The sequence below is a fragment of the Vibrio kagoshimensis genome (genome assembly GCF_050337535.1).
GTDB lineage: Bacteria > Pseudomonadota > Gammaproteobacteria > Enterobacterales > Vibrionaceae > Vibrio > Vibrio gallaecicus.
Window position 1 is genome coordinate 75851 of sequence record NZ_JAKJSZ010000013.1, and the last position, 19775, is coordinate 95625.

A 19775-nucleotide genomic window follows, 5' to 3' on the forward strand; every position below is an offset into this window, starting at 1 on the left:
AAACAAGAGGCCCTACTCGTGACTACCATTGTATCTGTACGTCGTAATAATAAAGTCGTCATCGCGGGTGATGGACAAGTATCTTTAGGCAATACAGTGATGAAGGGCAATGCCCGTAAAGTTCGCCGCCTATATAACAACCAAGTACTGGCAGGTTTTGCTGGCGGTACTGCTGATGCTTTCACGCTATTCGAAAAATTTGAAAGCAAACTGCAAATGCACCAAGGTCATTTAACAAAAGCAGCCGTTGAGCTTGCTAAAGACTGGCGCAGTGATCGCGCACTTCGCAAGCTAGAAGCTTTACTAGCGGTTGCGGATGAAACAGCATCATTGATCATCACAGGTAATGGTGATGTTGTGCAGCCTGAAAACGACCTCATTGCCATTGGCTCTGGTGGTAACTTTGCGCAAGCAGCCGCGACAGCTCTGCTTGAAAATACCGATTTAGATGCTCGTGAAATAGCAGAGAAGTCACTCACTATTGCTGGTGACATCTGCGTATTCACAAACCATCACCACACTGTTGAAGAGCTTGAAAGCACTGTTGAACTGCCTAAGCCTGAATAATCAGCCGCATCTTCAATATGTCTGAGCACAAATAGCTCATGCGCACATAAGCTCATTTATGTATATGACTTATACGCAAACCAAGTATGAAGTTAACGCCCAACAGCAGAACTGTTATTTTGATATTCAATTGCAGTCGTGATTAAAAGAATTAAGGAAACACCATGTCTGAGATGACTCCTCGTGAAATCGTTCACGAACTTAACCGCCACATCATTGGTCAAGATAACGCAAAGCGCTCAGTTGCAATCGCACTACGTAACCGCTGGCGTCGCATGCAGCTTGAAGAAAGCTTGCGCGTTGAAGTATCTCCAAAAAATATTCTAATGATTGGTCCAACAGGTGTTGGTAAAACTGAAATTGCGCGTCGCTTAGCAAAACTGGCGAACGCACCGTTCATCAAAGTTGAAGCAACGAAATTCACTGAAGTTGGTTATGTTGGTAAAGAAGTTGAAACCATCATTCGTGACTTAACAGACGTTGCAATCAAAATGACTCATCAGCAAGCAATGGAAAAAGTACAATTCCGCGCTGAAGAACAAGCTGAAGAACGCGTACTAGATGCCCTACTTCCACCAGCACGTGATGCTTGGGGTCAAAATGAGCAATCAGAAGACACAAGCTCATCAAACACTCGTCAAATCTTCCGCAAGAAATTACGCGAAGGAAAGCTAGACGATAAAGAGATTGAAATCGACGTTGCCGCTCCGCAAATGGGCGTGGAAATCATGGCTCCTCCGGGCATGGAAGAAATGACTAATCAGCTTCAAGGTATGTTCCAAAACCTTGCAGGTGACACCAAGAAAAAGCGCAAGCTGAAAATCAAAGATGCTTTAAAAGCACTGACTGAAGAAGAAGCTGCAAAATTAGTCAATCAAGAAGAACTGAAAGAAAGCGCAATTTACAACGTTGAAAACAACGGCATTGTCTTCATTGATGAAATCGACAAAATTTGTAAGCGCGGCGATAGCTCTGGCCCTGATGTTTCTCGTGAAGGTGTTCAGCGCGATCTATTGCCATTAATTGAAGGCAGTACCGTTTCAACAAAACATGGCATGGTGAAAACAGACCATATCTTGTTTGTTACATCTGGTGCATTCCAAGTAGCGAAACCGTCTGACCTTATACCTGAACTACAAGGTCGTTTACCGATTCGTGTAGAGCTTGAAGCACTTTCAAGTAACGACTTCAAACGTATCCTAACTGAGCCAAAAGCATCTCTGACAGAACAGTACATCGCGCTCATGAAGACAGAAGATGTTGATGTTGATTTCACAGAAGATGGCATCACACAAATTGCAGATGCAGCATGGCAAGTCAATGAGACAACAGAGAACATTGGTGCTCGTCGTCTTCATACTGTTATGGAGCGTCTAATGGATGAGATTTCATTCGAAGCAACAGACAAACCTGGTACAAAACTGACTATCGACGCTGAGTACGTGAAAGCGAAATTAGGTGGTTTTGTAGAAGATGAAGATTTAAGTCGCTTTATCCTGTAGCACAAAAAAGTCGAACATTTGCGTTATCGCAAAGAAATGACGGCTAATGACATTAATAAGAGCCCACTTCCGAGTGGGCTTTTTAATACCCAAAAAATGAGCGTATACTGAAATCACTGTATGACACCATATACTTACCACTTAAGCTCACCGCTAATGAAGGTGAACTGATAAAGAAATGTATCTACGATGAAACAATCTCTACTGATTTGGCTTGATGCCGCACGACCAAAAACTCTGCCATTGGCACTTGTCTCTATTCTTACCGGGAGTAGCTTGGCATTTTCCACGGATCAGTTCTCGCTTTCGATCGCTTTATTGGCTTTCCTTACCGCAACCCTTTTACAGATATTATCCAACCTCGCCAATGACTATGGCGATGCTGTTAAAGGTACTGACAACGATAATCGATTAGGTCCAGTAAGAGCCATGCAATCTGGCGCAGTAAACGCCAAAACAATGAAGCAAGCCATCATTTTGAACATCATATTTACCATGGTGGCGGGCTTGGTTTTAATTTTCCACGCATTAAGCACACTGGAAAGTATTTTGTCATTTATCGCATTAGGTGTTCTCGCCATTGTCGCGGCTATTGCTTATACAGTAGGAAACAAGCCTTACGGCTACATTGGGTTAGGCGACTTATCTGTCTTTATCTTCTTTGGTTTACTTGGCGTATCCGGCACCTACTTCTTACACACTGGGAATGTTGAGCCTAGCTTGTTTCTGCCTGCTTTAGGTTGTGGCTTAATGGCTGTCGCAGTCCTTAATATCAATAACATGCGTGATATTGAAAATGACAGCGAATGCGGAAAACGCACCATGGCAGTTCGTCTCGGTCAAACAAAAGCTAAGCACTATCATTTCTTATTATTAGGCAGTGCCATTGTTGCCTTCTCTGCTTACTTAGTTATCCAAGAAAAGCCGCTTTGGATAAGTTTGCCATTTTTACTGAGCATTATCGCCGTCTATAAACACGGTAAAGCCGTTTGGAATACTCAAAAACCAGCCCAAATTGCCCCTATGATGCCGGTCATTGTTAAGTGTTCATTAATTACCAACCTATTATTTGCAGGAGTTGTTGTAGCTCAAACTCTGCTCAGTTAATTATGGGGAATGATTGCAAAGGGTTAATGCACCGATATACTCAAGATAAGCTCATTGTTCAAAAGGTAAACTATGGAATACAACACTTCTGCGCTGTGTGATATTTATTTAGACCAAGTTGATGTACTTGAACCTATGTTCAGCAACTTTGGAGGTCGCTCATCGTTCTCCGGTAAAATCACCACGTTAAAATGTTTTGAAGATAATGCTTTAATTCGTTCCGTCCTAGAACAAGATGGTCTTGGTCGAGTGTTGCTAATTGATGGTGGAGGCTCTCTACGTAAAGCCTTAATTGATGCAGAAATTGCTCTACTAGCCGAAGAGAATGAGTGGGAAGGTCTTGTCGTATACGGCTGTGTACGTGAAGTCGATGAACTAGAAGATATGAATTTAGGCATCCAAGCCCTAGCCTCTATTCCGGTTGGCGCAACCCAACAACACAATGGCGAAACGGACGTACCTGTTAATTTTGGTGGCGTGACTTTCCTTCCTGAAGATCACCTGTATGCCGACAACACTGGTGTTATCTTATCTCAAGAGCCGCTTGATGTAGATTTGGTTCTAGATGACGATGACATGGATGATGATCTTGAAGTCGATGAGCAAGATGATTCACCTGATAACGAAACATATGACCCAATTCGCTAGTAACTAATAAACCTGTAACTAATGGCCTAAGATCTAATGAGCTAAACGCCGACTTGCTAAGTCGTCTTGCAGATAAAACTGAACAAAAACAAAAACGCCCGCTATAAAAATAGCGGGCGTTTTCTAATTCAGAGAGCTAATTACTCTACATCATCCATTTTACCTAAAAGGTTACGGATGCGGTCTTGCCAAGCTTCATGCTCTTTCTGCATTTCTTGAGATTTAAGCTCTAATGCTTCACGGCTTATTTTAAGCTCGTTAGCTTCAGATGTAAGCTGCTCTTTCTCTTCCTTAAGTTCTTCAACTTCCATTTGAAGAAGTGCTATTGTATCTACTGCAGTTTGAATTTTTGCTTCTAATTTTTCTAATACATCAAAAGACATGTCGGCCTACCTTTAAATTATCTATTCGAGTTGAAGGTTCACTCCACTTATCGCCCATTCTACTCAGCAGAGCCCCGATAAACACTCTCTATATTCGATATTTTGCACTATTCGACTAAAAAATAATCGTAATTCACCGAATATTGACGTGAGCAATAGCAAGCAACTGTGGTAACTCATCATTTTATTGAATATTTCAAATTTCGAGCCTCATATTGATCAAAGGCAAACCCTCAAAAGTAAAAAAGCAAACGTTCCCTTTGAGGTATGATAAAATTCGCCGCAAATTTCTATTCCCCCTTTGAAAGTTTTGGAGTCAGCATGAAACGCGATTTAGCAATGTCATTCTCTCGTGTCACAGAAGGTGCCGCACTAGCAGGTTATAAGTGGCTCGGGCGTGGCGATAAAAACGCTGCCGATGGCGCTGCTGTAGAAGTAATGCGTAGCTTACTTAATAAAACAGAAATCAGCGGTGAAATTGTTATCGGTGAAGGCGAGATAGATGATGCTCCAATGCTATACATTGGTGAAGAGGTAGGTATTGGTGGTGATGCTGTAGATATCGCAGTAGATCCAATTGAAGGAACCCGCATGACGGCGATGGGGCAATCTAACGCCTTGGCTGTACTGGCTGCAGGTGAGAAAGGAAGCTTTCTAAAAGCACCCGACATGTATATGGAAAAACTAGTGGTTGGTCCTGGCGCTAAAGGCGTTATTGACCTAGAACTGCCACTAACAGAAAACCTAGAAAATATCGCTAAAGCATTAGGTAAAACCCTTGATACTCTAGTAGTCACCACGCTTGCTAAGCCTCGTCACGATGAAGTTATTGCACAAATGCAAACAATGGGCATTCGTGTATTTGCTGTGCCTGATGGCGATGTTGCCGCTTCAATTCTAACTTGTATGCCAGACAGCGAAGTAGACGTAATGTACTGCATCGGCGGCGCTCCTGAAGGTGTGGTTTCTGCTGCTGTAATTCGCGCACTAGATGGCGACATGCACGGTCGATTACTGCCTCGCCACGAAGTAAAAGGCGACACAGAAGAGAACCGCAAACACGGTGAACTTGAACTTGAGCGTTGTGCTGAAATGGGCGTAACCGCTGGCATCGTCCTAAAAATGGAAGACATGGCTCGCAGCGACAATGTTGTATTCTCTGCGACAGGTATTACTAAAGGTGACCTGCTTGAAGGTATTACACGCCAAGGCAATATTGCGACAACTGAGACCCTGCTCATTCGTGGTCGCTGCCGTACTATTCGTCGCATCAAATCGATTCACTACCTAGAGCGTAAAGACCCAGAAGTGATCGGTCATATTCTTTAAAGAAAATCGCCATAATGAATACCGGTCATAATAAACACTGATCGCTATCAGGCTTAGTAATAACAGAGCTTAATAAAAAAGAAGGCTGATACTCAGGTATCAGTCTTTTTATTATCCCTATAAAATCTTCTGTCTTCCCCCGCAAGCTCTTCGATTAAATAGCATAAAAGAACTCAAGAGATAGTAAGAGGTTTTCTTTATAAACACCTTGCCCCATAATAGTAGGGTTCATAAGGTAGGAATAACATGAAAACGAGCGACAAAATCTTACAAACTATCAAGCGCCAAGGTGCCGTTACTGCTAAACAACTTTCTGAAGCGTTTGGCATGACGACGATGGGCGCAAGACAACACCTACAAAGTTTGGAAGATGACGGTATTCTCGCGTTTCATGATGTAAAAGTTAAAGTTGGGCGCCCTACTCGTCACTGGTCACTGACTCAGAAAGGTCATGGGCAATTTTCAGATCGTCACGGTGAATTAACCATTCAATTTATTGATGCTGTTGAACACTTATTTGGTAAAGAAGGACTGGAAAAAGTCACCGCTGAGCGTGAAGCTCACACTTTCAAACAGTACCAAGAAGCCCTATCTCATTGCTCAGACCTGCCAAGTAAATTGCAAACACTTGCTGATTTACGAGAAAACGAAGGATATATGGCAGAGCTTATTGACGAAAACGATCACTATATTTTAATTGAGAATCACTGCCCAATTTGTAAAGCAGCTATACGTTGCCCAAGCCTATGCCAATCAGAGCTTAATATATTCAAAGAGTTATTGAGTGGTGAATGTGAAGTTACTCGCTCAGAACACATTATTGAAGGTAAACGCCGCTGCACTTATACCTTAACGCCTTTGCTCTAATGCATTCTCATTTTTGAGAAAAGAGTAAACGGATACAATATCCCCCATAATCTTTCTTATGCTTAATGTACTGATGAAATTGTTATTACAGTACGAAGGAAGTCTCTATGGGATACCCACAGCTAGAACAACCTCTCCCATCATTCGATGAACTTGTCGATCTTGCACAAAAGGATCCCGACGCTTTTAATCAATTTAAGCATGACATGTGCGAGGATATGATTTGCTCTGCATCAGAATCCATGCAAGACAGGCTTAGAGCACAGCAATGCCACATCGATCTCGTCGTCAGCCGCTGTAAAAATCCGGATCACACCAATGTTGTGTTGATGCAAGAGCTTTGCTGCCAGATGGGTAAATTTCAAGACATGCTAGAAGGTGATGTACGAATTGATTCCCCACAAGCTGTGATTATTCCTTTTAAACCTCAGCCCCCTCATAAGAAAACATTCCATGACGCTGACTAAATTCAAATAAAAAAGGAGACTGCTAAGTCTCCTTTTTAGAATGCCGAATTTATTCAGACCTCAGCTTACCTACACCTACTTAGACTCTGGTCCGTATTGGTTTTCTCCATCAGTACCTTTCATAAAGCCACACTCCACCAGAATCCACAGCCCACAAGCCAAAGCAGCGGTAGTCGCAACCATTTGTAATGGTGATGCACCGTCAACACTCTGTGTGGCGGCTGGTGTTGCTAAGCGTCCTAGTACCAAAGGAATATTAAGCAGTAACCAAAGGTTGGATTTTCCTCTGTCATGCCACCTCTTTGAAGTGATCGCTAAATCAGGTACAAGTAGGAAAAATAAGAAAACAGGTAGCAATATATAAGCATACGCTGGGAATAACACAGAAATGCCGGTTGCAAAGCCCGCAATTAAAACATAATAAATAACATTCCAAGTCCAGAAGACCTTACGGCCAATTCTACCCTTGAAAGAAAACAACAGTTCTTTCATCGACATCTTAGATACTCAAAAAATTAGCCATCACAGCTTTGACAGCAAAAATAAATATGACAGCAAAATAAAAATTGGTTAGATCAGCTAACTATTTTAACTAATTAATCATTACAACAAGTTAATCATGACTGCTAGTTAATCACTTTTTGAAAACAAGTCTTATCCATATCTCGGATATTAACAGTAAGACTACGAACGTGGCTCGCTTGCTCTTGTAAAGTTTGCATTAATTGGCGAGATAAATCTCGCTTTTGCTCTTCTGTACGCCCCGATAATAGTTCAAAACTGATATGGATAAAATCGACATTATCGCCTTCCTCACCCACCAACCAATTATGGCAACGCAGTGAACGAGACTTCACAGAAGTCGCATCAAATAACCCACATACAAGTGCCACTTGGTGAAGGTCTTCTAACAAACCTTGAATATTAACTCGCTCATCCACTGAGTTTGAATACTCTAAAACTAAATTTGGCATTCTCAATTCCTATACTAATACGCAATCGTTTGTCCCTTAATATCAACTAACGATGAAAAATCCGAGAAGTTCGCTATTATTCTGTCTGTCGGATCACTGATATATGCTCAAAATCTACTCTGACCATTGAGTAAGATCCAAGAAAGTAATGACCACAGTCATGATCTGTTGATATTAATCTGTTATATTATTTCGTAATAAAGTTTACTTTTTTACATTCGATTTATTTAAATACTTTGGAGATATTCCTATGCGTCATCCTGTAGTTATGGGTAACTGGAAACTAAACGGCAGCAAAGAAATGGTTGTTGATCTACTAAACGGTCTTAACGCTGAACTTGAAGGCGTGACAGGCGTAGACGTAGCAGTTGCTCCACCTGCACTTTTCGTTGACCTTGCTGAGCGTACGCTTACTGAAGCAGGCAGCGCTATCATCCTAGGTGCTCAAAACTCTGACCTAAACAACAGCGGTGCATTCACTGGCGACATGTCTCCAGCAATGCTTAAAGAGTTCGGCGCATCTCACATCATCATCGGTCACTCTGAGCGTCGTGAATACCACGCTGAATCTGACGAGTTTGTTGCTAAGAAATTCGCATTCCTAAAAGAGAACGGTCTAACTCCTGTTCTTTGTATTGGTGAGTCTGAAGCACAAAACGAAGCAGGCGAAACTGTTGCTGTATGTGCTCGTCAACTTGACGCTGTTATCAACACTCAAGGTGTTGAAGCTCTTGAAGGCGCTATCATCGCTTACGAACCAATCTGGGCTATCGGTACTGGTAAAGCAGCTACAGCTGAAGATGCACAACGCATCCACGCTCAAATCCGTGCACACATTGCAGAGAAATCTGAAGACGTTGCTAAGAAAGTTGTTATCCAATACGGCGGTTCTGTTAAGCCAGAAAACGCAGCAGCTTACTTCGCACAACCAGACATCGACGGTGCTCTAGTTGGCGGTGCAGCTCTAGACGCGAAAAGCTTCGCAGCTATCGCTAAAGCAGCAGCTGAAGCAAAAGCTTAATTTAAACTTTACCGTTTAAGTTAAATGAAAGGTCAACTTCGGTTGGCCTTTTTTATTGCCTGCTTTTCTAATATGTTCAGTTTTCTATACTGTTCAGCTCAATTAGAAACTTCAGCGGTATAAAAGCCAGGCATAAAAAAACCGCTGAAGTTAATCAGCGGTTTTTAAATTTTTCAGACTTATAAACTTTTAATATTTTTAAGTCTTTCAGACAAAGTCTAATGTTTGCTTAGAATAACTCTTCAGCAACCTTGAATAGGTCTGAACGATCTGGGTTTTGCATGTTCTCGATACAATCGATGATATCGTGGTGAACAAGCTGTTCTTTCTCGATACCAACACAACGACCACCGTGACCTTCAGCAAGAAGGTGTACAGCGTAGTTACCCATGCGTGAAGCAAGTACACGGTCAAATGCTGTTGGACGACCACCACGTTGAATGTGGCCAAGAACCGTTGCACGAGTTTCACGACCCGTTGCTGATTCAATTTCTTTGGCTAGTTCGTTAGCATCCATCATCAGTTCAGTCAGAGCGATAATTGCGTGCTTTTTGCCTTTCGCAATGCCGTCTTGAATGTTACCGATTAGCTGGTCTTTATCTAAGCCAGTTTCAGGAGTGATTATGTACTCACAGCCACCTGCGATTGCAGACATCAGAGTTAGATCACCACAGTGACGACCCATGATTTCTACAATTGAAATACGTTGGTGAGAAGAAGAAGTATCACGAAGACGGTCAATTGAATCAATAACAGTGTTAAGTGCAGTTAGGTAACCGATTGTGTAATCTGTGCCTGCAATATCGTTATCGATAGTGCCAGGAAGACCAATACACGGGTAGCCCATTTCAGTAAGCTTTTTCGCACCCATGTAAGAACCGTCACCACCGATAACCACAAGAGCTTCGATGCCGTGTTTCTTAAGGTTTTCAATGCCCTTTTCACGAACAGCTACATCTTTAAACTCAGGGAAACGTGCAGAACCTAAGAAAGTACCACCACGGTTAATCACGTCAGATACACTTGAACGATCAAGCTGTTGAATGCGGTCTTCAACTAGACCTTGGTAGCCATCGTAAATGCCGTAAACTTCAATGCCAGCTGATAGTGCGGTACGAACTACGCCACGTACTGCTGCGTTCATGCCTGGAGCGTCACCGCCACTTGTCAAAACACCGATTTTCTTAATCATGCTCACCCTCGATTTTTGGGAATTTATTATTCAATTCTTATGCTTGCTGACGGTATATCAACAATATTTAAACTCTATATTTGTGCGCTATGTTACATTTCTTCAACAGGAATACCACTTTAATCGCACTAAATTATGTAACTTTTCTACTTATGTAAGAGTATTACAGTTTTACTCAAATACTTTGTTGATTCATATCAGAATCAACAACAATTGTTATTAAGACGCTCACTACTCAGTAGAGAAAACCAACCACTGACGCTTTGGTTTTACTCACTGTAGTCCAAAATCCAATCACTTACCATTTCACTCAATTAAGACCAATCTTGAAACTTTTGTTCTTTTTCAGGACCAAAAACAACGGAATACGGGTCTTGATGAATTAATACATCAGCAGATGGGAAAACTGAAATAAGTTTTGCTTCTACTTCATCAGAAATACGGTGCGCTTCAATAAGTGGGATTTGGTCTTCTAGCTCTAAATGCAGTTGAATAAATCGAATAGGACCAGAACGACGAGTTCGTAACTGGTGAACACCGAGCACTCCTTCCACGCTTAACGAAGCATCTTTGATTTTCTGAAGTTCATCATCAGGCAGCTTTCTATCAAGCAAAGATTGAATAGCTTCCATTGCCATTTGGTACGCGCTGTAAAGAATATAAAGACCAATAGCAACAGCAAACACAGGGTCAGCTTGTCCAAAGCCAACCCAACTCAACGCTAATGCCAGCATAATCGCAGCATTCATATAAAGGTCAGATTGATAATGCAAGGAATCGGCGGCAATGGCTTGGCTACCCGTTTGGCGAACCACATGTTTTTGGAAACGAACTAACCCAAAGGTCATCAGCATCGCAAATAAGCTGACATATATACCAATTTCAGGGGAGTTAAGTTCATGGGGTCTGAAGAATCGCTCGACACCATTTAAAATAAGGAAGCAGGCAGAACCAGAAATAAACATCGCCTGAGCCAAAGCCGCCAATGACTCCGCCTTTCCATGACCAAACGCATGTTCTTTATCTGCAGGTTGTAATGCATAACGGACCACCAACAAGTTGACGACTGAAGCCGCGATATCGAGCAGAGAGTCAACAACAGAAGCCAGCAAACTGACTGATCCGGTAACCCACCAAGCTGCCACTTTCACAATCAACAAAATGGAGGCGATAATAGTTGCCGCCCAAGCGGCTAAGGTAACTAAACGAGCGTATTCTTGTTTCATAATCTGGCTATATAGTGACTGAGTTAACAAAGTATAACGTGCAATCTAAAGCTTGAATATGACAGGTTAAAATATGTTCTATCTTAAAAATTAGAATGCTTAAACGACAATAAGCGACACAAGGTCGCTTATTTAATCAATTATTTACACATTCTGGTGTAACAAAACACTCGGATAATAGCAGAAGGCTTAGCCTTGCTTACTCATGTGTTTTTCCATTTTTTCAGTACATTTCTGCATGCGCTTTTGCTGAATATCTTGGAACTCGGCTTTTTGCTCTTCAGTTAAAATACTCATCACTTGGTGTTGCTTCTTAAGCATTGCAACACGACGTTCAGCTTGCTTTTCTACCATCTGAGTCGCCAATTCTGTTGCTGCAGCTTCATCAAAAGTATCAGCAAGAACTAGCGCTTGAACTTTTTCTTGGTGCTGCTGCATGTTCGCCATTTTCTCTGCACGCTTACCTTTCATTTCTTCACGACCCGCTTCACGCATTTCTTTTAGCTGGTCTTTCTGAGCATCAGTTAGGTCAAGTTTGCGCATGATCTTCTTATCAAAACCGCCACACTTACCTTTGAAGCCTTCATGATGTCCTTTATCACCGCCGCCAAAAGCATACGCGCTTGCAGTGCCTAACATTAGTGGAAGTGCAGTTGCTGCTAGAACAAGTTTCTTAGTCATTTTCATAATCATTGCCTCAATTCGTGTCACGGTTCGGTTGTTTGTGGGCTGTTTCTCAGCGCTTGAGTGTAGAATAGTGGCTAGCTTGTAAAGCAACGTTTAGAAAGCGTAAAGAATCGTAAAGACTATAAATAGACCAACGATTAGCAGTAATATTAAAGCGTACACAACAATAACAAGGTTCTTACCATGGCAAATATTCTTCTCATTGATGACGATACTGAGCTCACCAGCTTACTGAAAGATATTTTGAGCTTCGAAGGCTTTTCTGTATCAGAAGCCAATGACGGATACGCAGGATTAGAAGCCGTAACAGATGACATCGACCTTATTTTGTTGGATGTCATGATGCCAAAGCTTAATGGTATGGAAACTTTAAAGAAACTGAGAGAAACAAGGCAAACACCAGTGCTAATGCTCACTGCAAAGGGCGAAGAAATTGATCGCGTGATTGGTTTAGAGCTTGGCGCCGATGACTACTTACCTAAGCCTTTTAGTGACCGCGAATTGCTTGCTCGTATCAGAGCGATACTTAGGCGTACCCAAACGGAAGCTGTGACACCAAAACCGACTAACGATGGTATCGAGTATAACGGTATAAAGATCTACCCCGGAAAACAGGAAGCCTACTACAAAGGCGAGCTTGTTGACTTAACAACAACTGAATTTGCCTTATTAAGCCACTTAATCCAAAACCCAGGAAAAGTCATCACAAAAGAATCTTTAAGTTTGGATGTCCTAGGTAAACGGTTAGCAGCTTTTGACCGTGCCATTGATATGCATATTTCTAATTTACGAAAAAAACTCCCCGAACGTGCTGATGGCAAGCCTCGTATTAAAACCCTACGAGGGCGTGGCTACTTATTGATTGAGGAAGATTAATGCGCTTACCTAAAATCACCAGCTTATATGGACGTATCTTTGCTATCTTTTGGTTCACCATGTTACTGGTGCTTTTGGCTGTGTTATCTCTACCACACTTAGACCCAAGAAAAGCACGCGACATTCCAGCCGATCATTATCAGCGTATTCTTAAGATAAAAGACAACACTGAGAAACGCTTTGCCAACGAAAGCAACTTAGGCAAAATTTTATTCAAGCTTGAAGAGCCTCGAAGTAAAAGGGATAAACGCGCTCGCCAATTTTTAACTGACTTAGATGGCAACGTGTTAACCACAAAAAGGCACCCAGACTTTAAACTTAAAGCCATTAAAAACTTTGTGACAACCATAGATGCACCCACGCAACCCAAGCAAAGATTGTATGGACATTATATGGTGGCTGGACCTCTGCCCGTGCATTTAGCCAACCAAGATCTTTATATGTATATTGGCGTTAAATGGGATCAAACACCGCCATTTCTCCTCCGCTTGTTCGATAAACCATTACAGCTGCTCCTAGCCGTAATGTTCGTGAGCACACCCTTACTGCTTTGGTTAGCATGGGCACTTAGCCAACCTGCAAGAAAACTTGAACAAGCAGCTAAGCGAGTTGCTCAAGGGGAGTTCATCGTAGACCCTGAACTTGAAAAAGGGACGTCAGAATTCAGACAAGCAGGAGCAAGCTTTAACCAAATGGTTGAAGCTGTGAATCAAATGATTTCAGGGCAACAGCGCCTGCTATCTGATATTTCTCATGAACTGCGCTCACCATTAACTCGCCTGCGCATGGCAAATGCTCTAGCCATACGAAAACAGGGGGAAAGCTCTGAACACGGCAGGGTTGAAACAGAAGCTCAACGTTTAGAACAAATGATTGGCGAACTACTGACTCTTTCAAGAATGCAAGTAGACAGTCATTTAAACCGCGAAGTACAGCCTTTATCTAGCTTATGGGAAGAAATATTAAAAGATGCCCAATTTGAAGCAGAGCAAATGGATAAGCAGCTGACTTTCTCAAGCATTCCAGATAGAAAGATCTCAGGTAACCCAAAGCTATTGATGAGTGCAATAGAGAACATTACTCGCAATGCCATTTATTATGGAGAGGACCTTGTTGATGTTCAGCTGTTTGTCGAGAATGACACACTTACCATCCAAGTAAGTGACAATGGTGAAGGTGTTCCGGACGATGAATTAGAAGCCATATTCCGTCCATTCTACCGAGTATCGACCGCTAGAGATCGGCATTCCGGAGGGGCTGGTTTAGGGCTAGCTATTACGGAAAGTGCGATTCGCCAGCATAGTGGCACCATCGCAGGTAGTCGAAGTCAGTTAGGTGGGCTTCAGGTCGAAGTTACCCTACCGATTTTGCCCGTTTAATAAAGTCGTACTCAAAGTAAGCCGCTTAAGAGTGAGCGGCTTATTTTGACACAAGCTATAACCTTACAAATACACAGTTGATAATGATATTTATTATCATTATGGTAGATCGTCTAATTACGGAGGATTTACTATGTCACACACTTTCCCTGAACTACCCTACGCATACAATTCTTTAGAACCTTACATTGATGCGAAAACAATGGAAGTCCACTACGGAAAGCACCATAGAACTTATTACGACAAGTTCATGGCTGCGATCAGTGGCAGTGATCTTGAAACTGCAACCCTTAGAGACATCTTCGCCAATATCTCAACGCACGCTCCAGCGATCCGCAATAATGGCGGTGGTTACTATAATCATGTTCTGTACTGGTACTGCATGTCACCTGAAGGTGGAGGCGAGCCACAAGGGGCACTTGGCGAAGCAATTCAATCTACATTTGGTAGTTTTGAAGCATTCCAAGAGGCATTTACTCAAGCAGCAATCAATACCTTCGGCTCTGGCTTTGTGTGGCTAATCGTGAAAGATAAAAAGCTTCAAATCACCTCAACACCGAACCAAGACAACCCACTAATGGACGCGGCTGAAAACCAAGGTGAGCCAATTTTAGCTCTCGATGTTTGGGAACATGCTTACTACATCAGTTATCAAAACCGCCGCCCTGACTACATAGCAGCATGGTGGAACGTTGTGAACTGGAATGCGGTTGCCGAGAACTACGAAGTCGCCCTATTTCCAAAATCATAATTTCCAAAGTCATAGTGCCCACAAGTCATAACGGCTAGATGAATCTCATCTGTTCTAAATCGCTTTCAATATAAAGATATGCGAAAGATACAAGTCAGAAGAACATCAAAATGAACTCTGACGTAAAGTGAAACAATAAGGTGGCTTGTATTAAAACAATAAGCCGCCTTATACTTCAGCCTCTTTTCTTCTATTGATAGTGAATTTATATGTTTGATATTGCACTTTATGAACCTGAAATCGCCCCTAATACTGGCAACATTATTAGACTTAGCGCTAACTGCGGTGCGAACTTACATTTAATTGAGCCACTAGGTTTTGATTTAGAAGAAAAGAAAGTCCGCCGTGCGGGTTTGGACTACCATGACTTAGCACGCGTGAAGCGACACAAAAATTTAGAAGCGTTTATTGAATATTTAGAAAATGAACGTGAAGGCGACTACCGTATTTTTGCCTGCACCACAAAAACCACGGGGCATCATGTCGATGCTAAATTTCAACAAGGTGATGTCTTAATGTTTGGTCCTGAAACTCGCGGTTTACCAGCAGAGTTTATTGAAAGCATGCCGATGGATCAGCGAATTCGTATTCCTATGATGCCAGATGCTCGCAGCTTAAATTTATCTAATGCCGTTGCAATTATCGCCTTTGAAGCTTGGCGTCAAATGGGATTTGAAGGAGCGCTTTAAATCGCTTTTTATTTCAGAATTACAGTCACATGAGTCATTACCGTTTAGTCGGACTCATGTAACCAAAACACATCAGGCTTCAATATCACAAGAGCCAACATTGAAGTGAACCAAGCTTCAGTTGCTTAGATACCGAATAGAAAATGCCCCAGCAATTTGCTAGGGCATTTTTTATTTAAATCGATTCAGACATTCAAAACGTGAATTCCATCAACTCACTAAGGCTTGTTGAGTTTATTGACGTCATCATCATTTTTTTTCTCAAACTCACCTTCAAACGTATTGCTATCATTCGAATTATTAAATGGGTCGCGGTGAAATGGGTCTTGCTCAAATGGGCTATGACCAAAGCCAGCCGAACCACCAGCGTGAAATCCGCCAGACATATTCTTCACAACCATTTTTTCCATCAACTTTTTAGCCATGATAGCTCTTGGTGCAGGAAGTAAAACCAGCATGCCGAAAGCATCTGTCATGAAACCAGGAGTCAATAACAATACGCCAGCAACAGCCAGCATCACGCCTTCTAGAATCTGTTGAGCAGGCATTTCACCCTGCTGCAAGCGACCTTGTACCGACATTAATGTCTGAATACCTTGGCTACGAACCAGTGAAGCCCCAACAAATGCAGTCACGAGTACTAACGCAATCGTTGGCCACAATCCTAGAAAGCCACCAACTTGAATAAATAGACCGATCTCAATGATAGGTACGAAAATAAAGAGTAAAAGTAAGATAGGAAACACACGCCCTCCTTTGTTACTTGCAGTGTACGCTTAAAGCCCCACTAACCACAAATTTATCCTGTAAAGAACCGTGTTTTTTGACCCGAAATAACTTTACAGAATATTGACGAGACAAAAGTAAAAAAGGTGATCAACTTACTATTTTTATGCGCTAAGTACAGTATCATGTGCTACATAAGTCAGGACGGATTTATCAGCCCAATATTCTAGCGAACGGAGTATTTGCATACAGAATAGGCTAATAATTAACTACATTATCAGAATTATTCTCTAAGGATCCTGTTATGGCTACTCTATCTAAAGCTCCTATCGCAGCTAATCAAGCCACTCGTTTAGAAGAAGATCTATTAGGTCAACGTCATGTTCCCGCTGATGCTTACTACGGCATCCATACTCTTCGTGCTATTGAAAACTTTAACATCTCAAATGTAACTATTTCTGACGTACCAGAATTTGTTCGTGGCATGGTGATGACCAAGAAAGCGGCAGCTTTAGCAAACAAAGAGTTAGGTGTCATTCCAAGCGAAGTTGCTAAATACATCATCGAAGCGTGTGACCTAATTCTAGACACGGGCAAGTGCATGGATCAGTTCCCATCGGACGTTTTCCAAGGTGGTGCTGGTACTTCTGTAAACATGAACGCGAACGAAGTAGTCGCGAACGTGGCACTTGAACTAATGGGCAAAGAAAAAGGCCAATATGAGTTCATCAACCCAAATGACCATGTAAACCGCAGCCAATCGACAAACTGTGCTTACCCTACTGGCTTCCGCATCTCTGTTTACAACAGTGTTCGTAAACTGATCGACGCTATCGAATACCTAAAAGGTGCGTTCGAGCTTAAGAGCCAAGAATTCAACACAATTTTGAAGATGGGACGTACTCAGCTTCAAGACGCAGTGCCAATGACGGTTGGTCAAGAGTTCCATGCTTGGGCAGTTACCATTAATGAAGAAATCAAAAACCTAGAATACACTTCAAAACTACTTCTAGAAGTAAACCTAGGCGCAACAGCTATCGGTACTGGTCTGAATGCTGCACCTGGCTACCAAGGTCTTGCGGTTAAACACCTAGCAGAGGTAACTGGACTAGAGTGTGTAGCGGCTGAAGATTTAATCGAAGCGACGTCGGACTGTGGCGCATACGTAATGACACACGGTGCACTTAAGCGTCTAGCGGTTAAACTGTCTAAGATCTGTAACGACTTACGTCTGCTTTCTTCAGGCCCACGTACTGGTCTGAATGAACTTAACCTACCTGAACTTCAAGCAGGCTCTTCAATCATGCCAGCTAAAGTAAACCCAGTTGTACCTGAAGTAGTAAACCAAGTTTGCTTTAAAGTGCTAGGTAACGACAACACGGTTTCTTTCGCTGCTGAAGGTGGTCAACTGCAACTGAACGTAATGGAGCCTGTTATTGCACAAAGCATGTTTGAGTCTCTAGATATTCTAACAAACGCGTGTGTGAACCTTCGTGACAAGTGTGTAGACGGCATTACGGTGAACAAAGAAGTATGTGAATCTCACGTATTTAACTCTATCGGTATCGTCACTTACCTAAACCCATACATTGGGCACCACGAGGGTGACATTGTCGGTAAGATTTGTGCAGAAACAGGAAAAAGTGTTCGAGAAGTGGTCTTAGAGCGTGGATTACTGACTGAAGAAGAGCTAGATGACATTTTCTCTGTTGAAAACCTCATGCATCCTCAGTATAAAGCTAAGCGCTACGAATAAGTAGAAGATAGAGGGCTCCAAACGGAGCCCTTTTTTAGGCTCCAATACGGTTAACCACAATGTAAAAGTGGTTATATCAACGAGATGCATAAGATTTATTATTTGAGGGCTTATTCATATGAACCTTCACATAATAAAATCTAATAATGAGGTGTAACCATGATTGCAGTAGAACTATTTGTCGTCCTACTCTTTATATTCTTAGGGGCCAGAATTGGTGGTATTGGAATCGGCTTTGCCGGTGGTGCAGGTGTTATCGCACTTTCTCTAATACTTGGAGTTCCAACCAGCCAAGCATTTATCCCTGTTGACGTAATTTTGATCATCATGTCGGTCATTACCGCGATTGCTGCTATGCAAGTTGCTGGTGGTATGGACTGGTTAGTGCAAATTGCCGAAAACTTTTTACGAAAACATCCTGAACGTATTACCTTTTACGCGCCTATTGTAACTTTTGTCATGACTCTTATGGCGGGTACTGGTCATACCGCATTCTCGACTCTGCCTGTTATTGCCGAAGTAGCAAAAGGACAAGGGGTACGCCCATCTCGTCCGCTTTCTATTGCTGTTGTTGCATCTCAAATTGCGATTACTGCATCTCCAATTTCAGCGGCAGTGGTTGCTTTTGCTGCGATGCTGGCACCATTCGGTGTTGACTATCTAACATTGCTAGCCGTTTGTATTCCAACAACTTTTATTGCTTGTATGGTCGGTGCTTTGGTTGCCAATTACATGGGCAGCGAATTGAAAGACGATCCTATCTACCAAGACCGTCTTGAAAAAGGTTTAGTGAAACTGGCGACACAAGAGAAGCGTGAAATTCTGCCTACAGCGAAGAAAGCGACATTTATCTTCCTTGCCGCTATTGGTTTTGTCGTTTGCTACGCTGCTGCAATCTCAAGCTCAGTTGGTCTTATTGAAAACCCAGCACTTGGCCGTAACGAAGCAATCATGAGTGTCATGCTTGCAGCCGCAGCTGCGATTGTTCTATTCACTAAAGTAGATGCTGCTAAAATTTCATCTGCGCCAACATTCCGCTCTGGTATGACAGCGTGTGTATGTGTACTTGGTGTGGCTTGGCTAGGCTCAACGTTTGTAAACGCACACGTTGCTGAAATCAAAGACGTAGCAGGCGCTCTACTGGCTGACTACCCATGGATGCTAGCACTAGTTCTGTTCTTCGCTTCTATGCTGCTTTACTCACAAGGCGCAACAACGGTTGCACTAATGCCAGCTGCTCTTGCAATTGGTGTAGCACCACTAACAGCCGTTGCGTCATTTGCTGCGGTAAGTGCACTGTTCGTACTTCCAACTTACCCAACATTATTGGCAGCAGTTGAGATGGATGACACAGGTTCTACACGTATCGGTAACTACGTATTCAACCACCCATTCTTTATTCCGGGTGTTGTGACTATTGCAACGTCTGTAGCGCTAGGTTTTGCATTCGGTGGTCTACTTATCTAGTTTCCGATTGACTCAGTGAGTCCCGGTAATAAAAACATAAAGGAAGCTTCGGCTTCCTTTTTCTTTATCTGTATCTTTCTCAAAAAGCCCAATGCAGTATAAATATGCCTCAAGTTGAAACTTATTCATCAATAATCCTGTCTGAGTAAGTTAAGATACTT

21 protein-coding genes are annotated in these 19775 nt (G+C 42.3%); 14 read left to right on the forward strand and 7 right to left on the reverse strand.

From position 1 onward, the window contains the following. Positions 1-18 precede the first annotated feature (18 nt). From hslV to rraA, 4 genes are all read left to right on the forward strand, one after another. A complete protein-coding gene (gene hslV, locus L4C37_RS13830; protein WP_137375069.1) occupies positions 19-567 on the forward strand; it encodes an ATP-dependent protease subunit HslV in 549 nt (182 codons plus the stop codon). 164 nt (positions 568-731) lie between these two features. After that, positions 732-2069: an ATP-dependent protease ATPase subunit HslU gene (gene hslU / locus L4C37_RS13835; RefSeq protein WP_137375068.1), complete on the forward strand. Its 1338-nt coding sequence runs from the start codon at positions 732-734 to the stop codon at positions 2067-2069. A 189-nt stretch (positions 2070-2258) separates the two neighbouring features. Then, entirely contained in the window at positions 2259-3176 is a 918-nt protein-coding gene (locus L4C37_RS13840; protein ID WP_429768944.1) for a 1,4-dihydroxy-2-naphthoate polyprenyltransferase, read from the forward strand. Between the two features lie 72 nt (positions 3177-3248). Continuing rightward, entirely contained in the window at positions 3249-3824 is a 576-nt protein-coding gene (gene rraA / locus L4C37_RS13845; RefSeq protein WP_137375066.1) for a ribonuclease E activity regulator RraA, read from the forward strand. 140 nt (positions 3825-3964) lie between these two features. On the opposite strand, the gene zapB is transcribed toward rraA, so the two are convergent. Continuing rightward, positions 3965-4207, reverse strand: coding sequence for a cell division protein ZapB (gene zapB, locus L4C37_RS13850; RefSeq protein WP_137375065.1), 243 nt, complete (start codon positions 4205-4207; stop codon positions 3965-3967). 321 nt (positions 4208-4528) lie between these two features. Between zapB and glpX the strand changes: the two genes are divergently transcribed. The 3 genes from glpX (at position 4529) to L4C37_RS13865 (ending at position 6870) form a co-directional block, all read left to right on the forward strand. Further along, positions 4529-5536 (forward strand): class II fructose-bisphosphatase, encoded by a 1008-nt coding sequence (gene glpX, locus L4C37_RS13855; protein WP_429768945.1) that lies wholly within the window; start codon positions 4529-4531, stop codon positions 5534-5536. 246 nt (positions 5537-5782) lie between these two features. After that, a complete protein-coding gene (locus L4C37_RS13860; RefSeq protein WP_429768946.1) occupies positions 5783-6403 on the forward strand; it encodes a helix-turn-helix transcriptional regulator in 621 nt (206 codons plus the stop codon). A gap of 107 nt (positions 6404-6510) precedes the next feature. Then, on the forward strand, positions 6511-6870 hold the full coding sequence (locus L4C37_RS13865) for a DUF3135 domain-containing protein (protein ID WP_137375062.1): 360 nt from the start codon (positions 6511-6513) through the stop codon (positions 6868-6870). Positions 6871-6945: 75 nt separating this feature from the next. On the opposite strand, the gene L4C37_RS13870 is transcribed toward L4C37_RS13865, so the two are convergent. Next, positions 6946-7368 carry a DUF805 domain-containing protein gene (locus L4C37_RS13870; RefSeq protein ID WP_429768947.1) on the reverse strand — a complete coding sequence of 141 codons (423 nt, stop codon included), beginning with the start codon at positions 7366-7368 and terminating at the stop codon, positions 6946-6948. 128 nt (positions 7369-7496) lie between these two features. Continuing rightward, positions 7497-7844 carry a 5-carboxymethyl-2-hydroxymuconate Delta-isomerase gene (locus L4C37_RS13875; protein ID WP_137375060.1) on the reverse strand — a complete coding sequence of 116 codons (348 nt, stop codon included), beginning with the start codon at positions 7842-7844 and terminating at the stop codon, positions 7497-7499. 250 nt (positions 7845-8094) lie between these two features. Between L4C37_RS13875 and tpiA the strand changes: the two genes are divergently transcribed. Then, complete coding sequence (gene tpiA / locus L4C37_RS13880) at positions 8095-8865, forward strand: triose-phosphate isomerase (protein ID WP_012604968.1); 771 nt, start codon at positions 8095-8097, stop codon at positions 8863-8865. Between the two features lie 229 nt (positions 8866-9094). Here tpiA and pfkA read toward each other — a convergent pair whose 3' ends face one another. The 3 genes from pfkA to L4C37_RS13895 all read right to left on the reverse strand — a co-directional run bounded on the left by pfkA (position 9095) and on the right by L4C37_RS13895 (position 11970). Next, a complete protein-coding gene (gene pfkA / locus L4C37_RS13885) occupies positions 9095-10057 on the reverse strand; it encodes a 6-phosphofructokinase (protein WP_137375059.1) in 963 nt (320 codons plus the stop codon). A gap of 314 nt (positions 10058-10371) precedes the next feature. Further along, entirely contained in the window at positions 10372-11283 is a 912-nt protein-coding gene (fieF, locus tag L4C37_RS13890) for a CDF family cation-efflux transporter FieF (protein WP_137375058.1), read from the reverse strand. Positions 11284-11472: 189 nt separating this feature from the next. After that, a complete protein-coding gene (locus L4C37_RS13895; RefSeq protein ID WP_429768948.1) occupies positions 11473-11970 on the reverse strand; it encodes a CpxP family protein in 498 nt (165 codons plus the stop codon). 183 nt (positions 11971-12153) lie between these two features. On the opposite strand from L4C37_RS13895, the gene L4C37_RS13900 reads away from it, so the two are divergent. From L4C37_RS13900 to L4C37_RS13915, 4 genes are all read left to right on the forward strand, one after another. After that, positions 12154-12846, forward strand: coding sequence for a response regulator (locus L4C37_RS13900; RefSeq protein WP_137375056.1), 693 nt, complete (start codon positions 12154-12156; stop codon positions 12844-12846). Further along, positions 12846-14225, forward strand: coding sequence for an envelope stress sensor histidine kinase CpxA (gene cpxA / locus L4C37_RS13905; RefSeq protein WP_372264759.1), 1380 nt, complete (start codon positions 12846-12848; stop codon positions 14223-14225). The genes L4C37_RS13900 and cpxA overlap by 1 nt, the downstream gene beginning before the upstream one ends. A gap of 133 nt (positions 14226-14358) precedes the next feature. Then, positions 14359-14976, forward strand: a complete 618-nt coding sequence (locus L4C37_RS13910) for a superoxide dismutase (protein WP_137375054.1) — start codon at positions 14359-14361, stop codon at positions 14974-14976. Between the two features lie 209 nt (positions 14977-15185). Further along, positions 15186-15665 (forward strand): tRNA (cytidine(34)-2'-O)-methyltransferase, encoded by a 480-nt coding sequence (locus L4C37_RS13915; protein ID WP_171735049.1) that lies wholly within the window; start codon positions 15186-15188, stop codon positions 15663-15665. 218 nt (positions 15666-15883) lie between these two features. On the opposite strand, the gene L4C37_RS13920 is transcribed toward L4C37_RS13915, so the two are convergent. Further along, positions 15884-16411: an FxsA family protein gene (locus tag L4C37_RS13920; RefSeq protein WP_137375052.1), complete on the reverse strand. Its 528-nt coding sequence runs from the start codon at positions 16409-16411 to the stop codon at positions 15884-15886. Between the two features lie 284 nt (positions 16412-16695). On the opposite strand from L4C37_RS13920, the gene aspA reads away from it, so the two are divergent. Further along, positions 16696-18147, forward strand: coding sequence for an aspartate ammonia-lyase (gene aspA, locus L4C37_RS13925; RefSeq protein WP_137375051.1), 1452 nt, complete (start codon positions 16696-16698; stop codon positions 18145-18147). A gap of 159 nt (positions 18148-18306) precedes the next feature. Continuing rightward, positions 18307-19614, forward strand: coding sequence for an anaerobic C4-dicarboxylate transporter (locus L4C37_RS13930; RefSeq protein ID WP_137375050.1), 1308 nt, complete (start codon positions 18307-18309; stop codon positions 19612-19614). The last annotated feature ends 161 nt before the right edge of the window (positions 19615-19775 follow it).

What these genes read in the sequence shown, in the direction of transcription:
- L4C37_RS13865 (WP_137375062.1), top strand. Translation starts at nt 6,511, where the DNA reads ATGGGATACCCACAGCTAGAACAACCTCTCCCATCATTCGATGAACTT.
- L4C37_RS13895 (WP_429768948.1), bottom strand. Translation starts at nt 11,970, where the DNA reads ATGAAAATGACTAAGAAACTTGTTCTAGCAGCAACTGCACTTCCACTA.
- tpiA (WP_012604968.1), top strand. Translation starts at nt 8,095, where the DNA reads ATGCGTCATCCTGTAGTTATGGGTAACTGGAAACTAAACGGCAGCAAA.
- fieF (WP_137375058.1), bottom strand. Translation starts at nt 11,283, where the DNA reads ATGAAACAAGAATACGCTCGTTTAGTTACCTTAGCCGCTTGGGCGGCA.
- L4C37_RS13840 (WP_429768944.1), top strand. Translation starts at nt 2,259, where the DNA reads ATGAAACAATCTCTACTGATTTGGCTTGATGCCGCACGACCAAAAACT.
- pfkA (WP_137375059.1), bottom strand. Translation starts at nt 10,057, where the DNA reads ATGATTAAGAAAATCGGTGTTTTGACAAGTGGCGGTGACGCTCCAGGC.
- L4C37_RS13875 (WP_137375060.1), bottom strand. Translation starts at nt 7,844, where the DNA reads ATGCCAAATTTAGTTTTAGAGTATTCAAACTCAGTGGATGAGCGAGTT.
- L4C37_RS13900 (WP_137375056.1), top strand. Translation starts at nt 12,154, where the DNA reads ATGGCAAATATTCTTCTCATTGATGACGATACTGAGCTCACCAGCTTA.
- zapB (WP_137375065.1), bottom strand. Translation starts at nt 4,207, where the DNA reads ATGTCTTTTGATGTATTAGAAAAATTAGAAGCAAAAATTCAAACTGCA.
- aspA (WP_137375051.1), top strand. Translation starts at nt 16,696, where the DNA reads ATGGCTACTCTATCTAAAGCTCCTATCGCAGCTAATCAAGCCACTCGT.
- L4C37_RS13915 (WP_171735049.1), top strand. Translation starts at nt 15,186, where the DNA reads ATGTTTGATATTGCACTTTATGAACCTGAAATCGCCCCTAATACTGGC.
- L4C37_RS13870 (WP_429768947.1), bottom strand. Translation starts at nt 7,368, where the DNA reads ATGTCGATGAAAGAACTGTTGTTTTCTTTCAAGGGTAGAATTGGCCGT.
- L4C37_RS13860 (WP_429768946.1), top strand. Translation starts at nt 5,783, where the DNA reads ATGAAAACGAGCGACAAAATCTTACAAACTATCAAGCGCCAAGGTGCC.
- L4C37_RS13910 (WP_137375054.1), top strand. Translation starts at nt 14,359, where the DNA reads ATGTCACACACTTTCCCTGAACTACCCTACGCATACAATTCTTTAGAA.
- glpX (WP_429768945.1), top strand. Translation starts at nt 4,529, where the DNA reads ATGAAACGCGATTTAGCAATGTCATTCTCTCGTGTCACAGAAGGTGCC.
- L4C37_RS13930 (WP_137375050.1), top strand. Translation starts at nt 18,307, where the DNA reads ATGATTGCAGTAGAACTATTTGTCGTCCTACTCTTTATATTCTTAGGG.
- hslU (WP_137375068.1), top strand. Translation starts at nt 732, where the DNA reads ATGTCTGAGATGACTCCTCGTGAAATCGTTCACGAACTTAACCGCCAC.
- cpxA (WP_372264759.1), top strand. Translation starts at nt 12,846, where the DNA reads ATGCGCTTACCTAAAATCACCAGCTTATATGGACGTATCTTTGCTATC.
- rraA (WP_137375066.1), top strand. Translation starts at nt 3,249, where the DNA reads ATGGAATACAACACTTCTGCGCTGTGTGATATTTATTTAGACCAAGTT.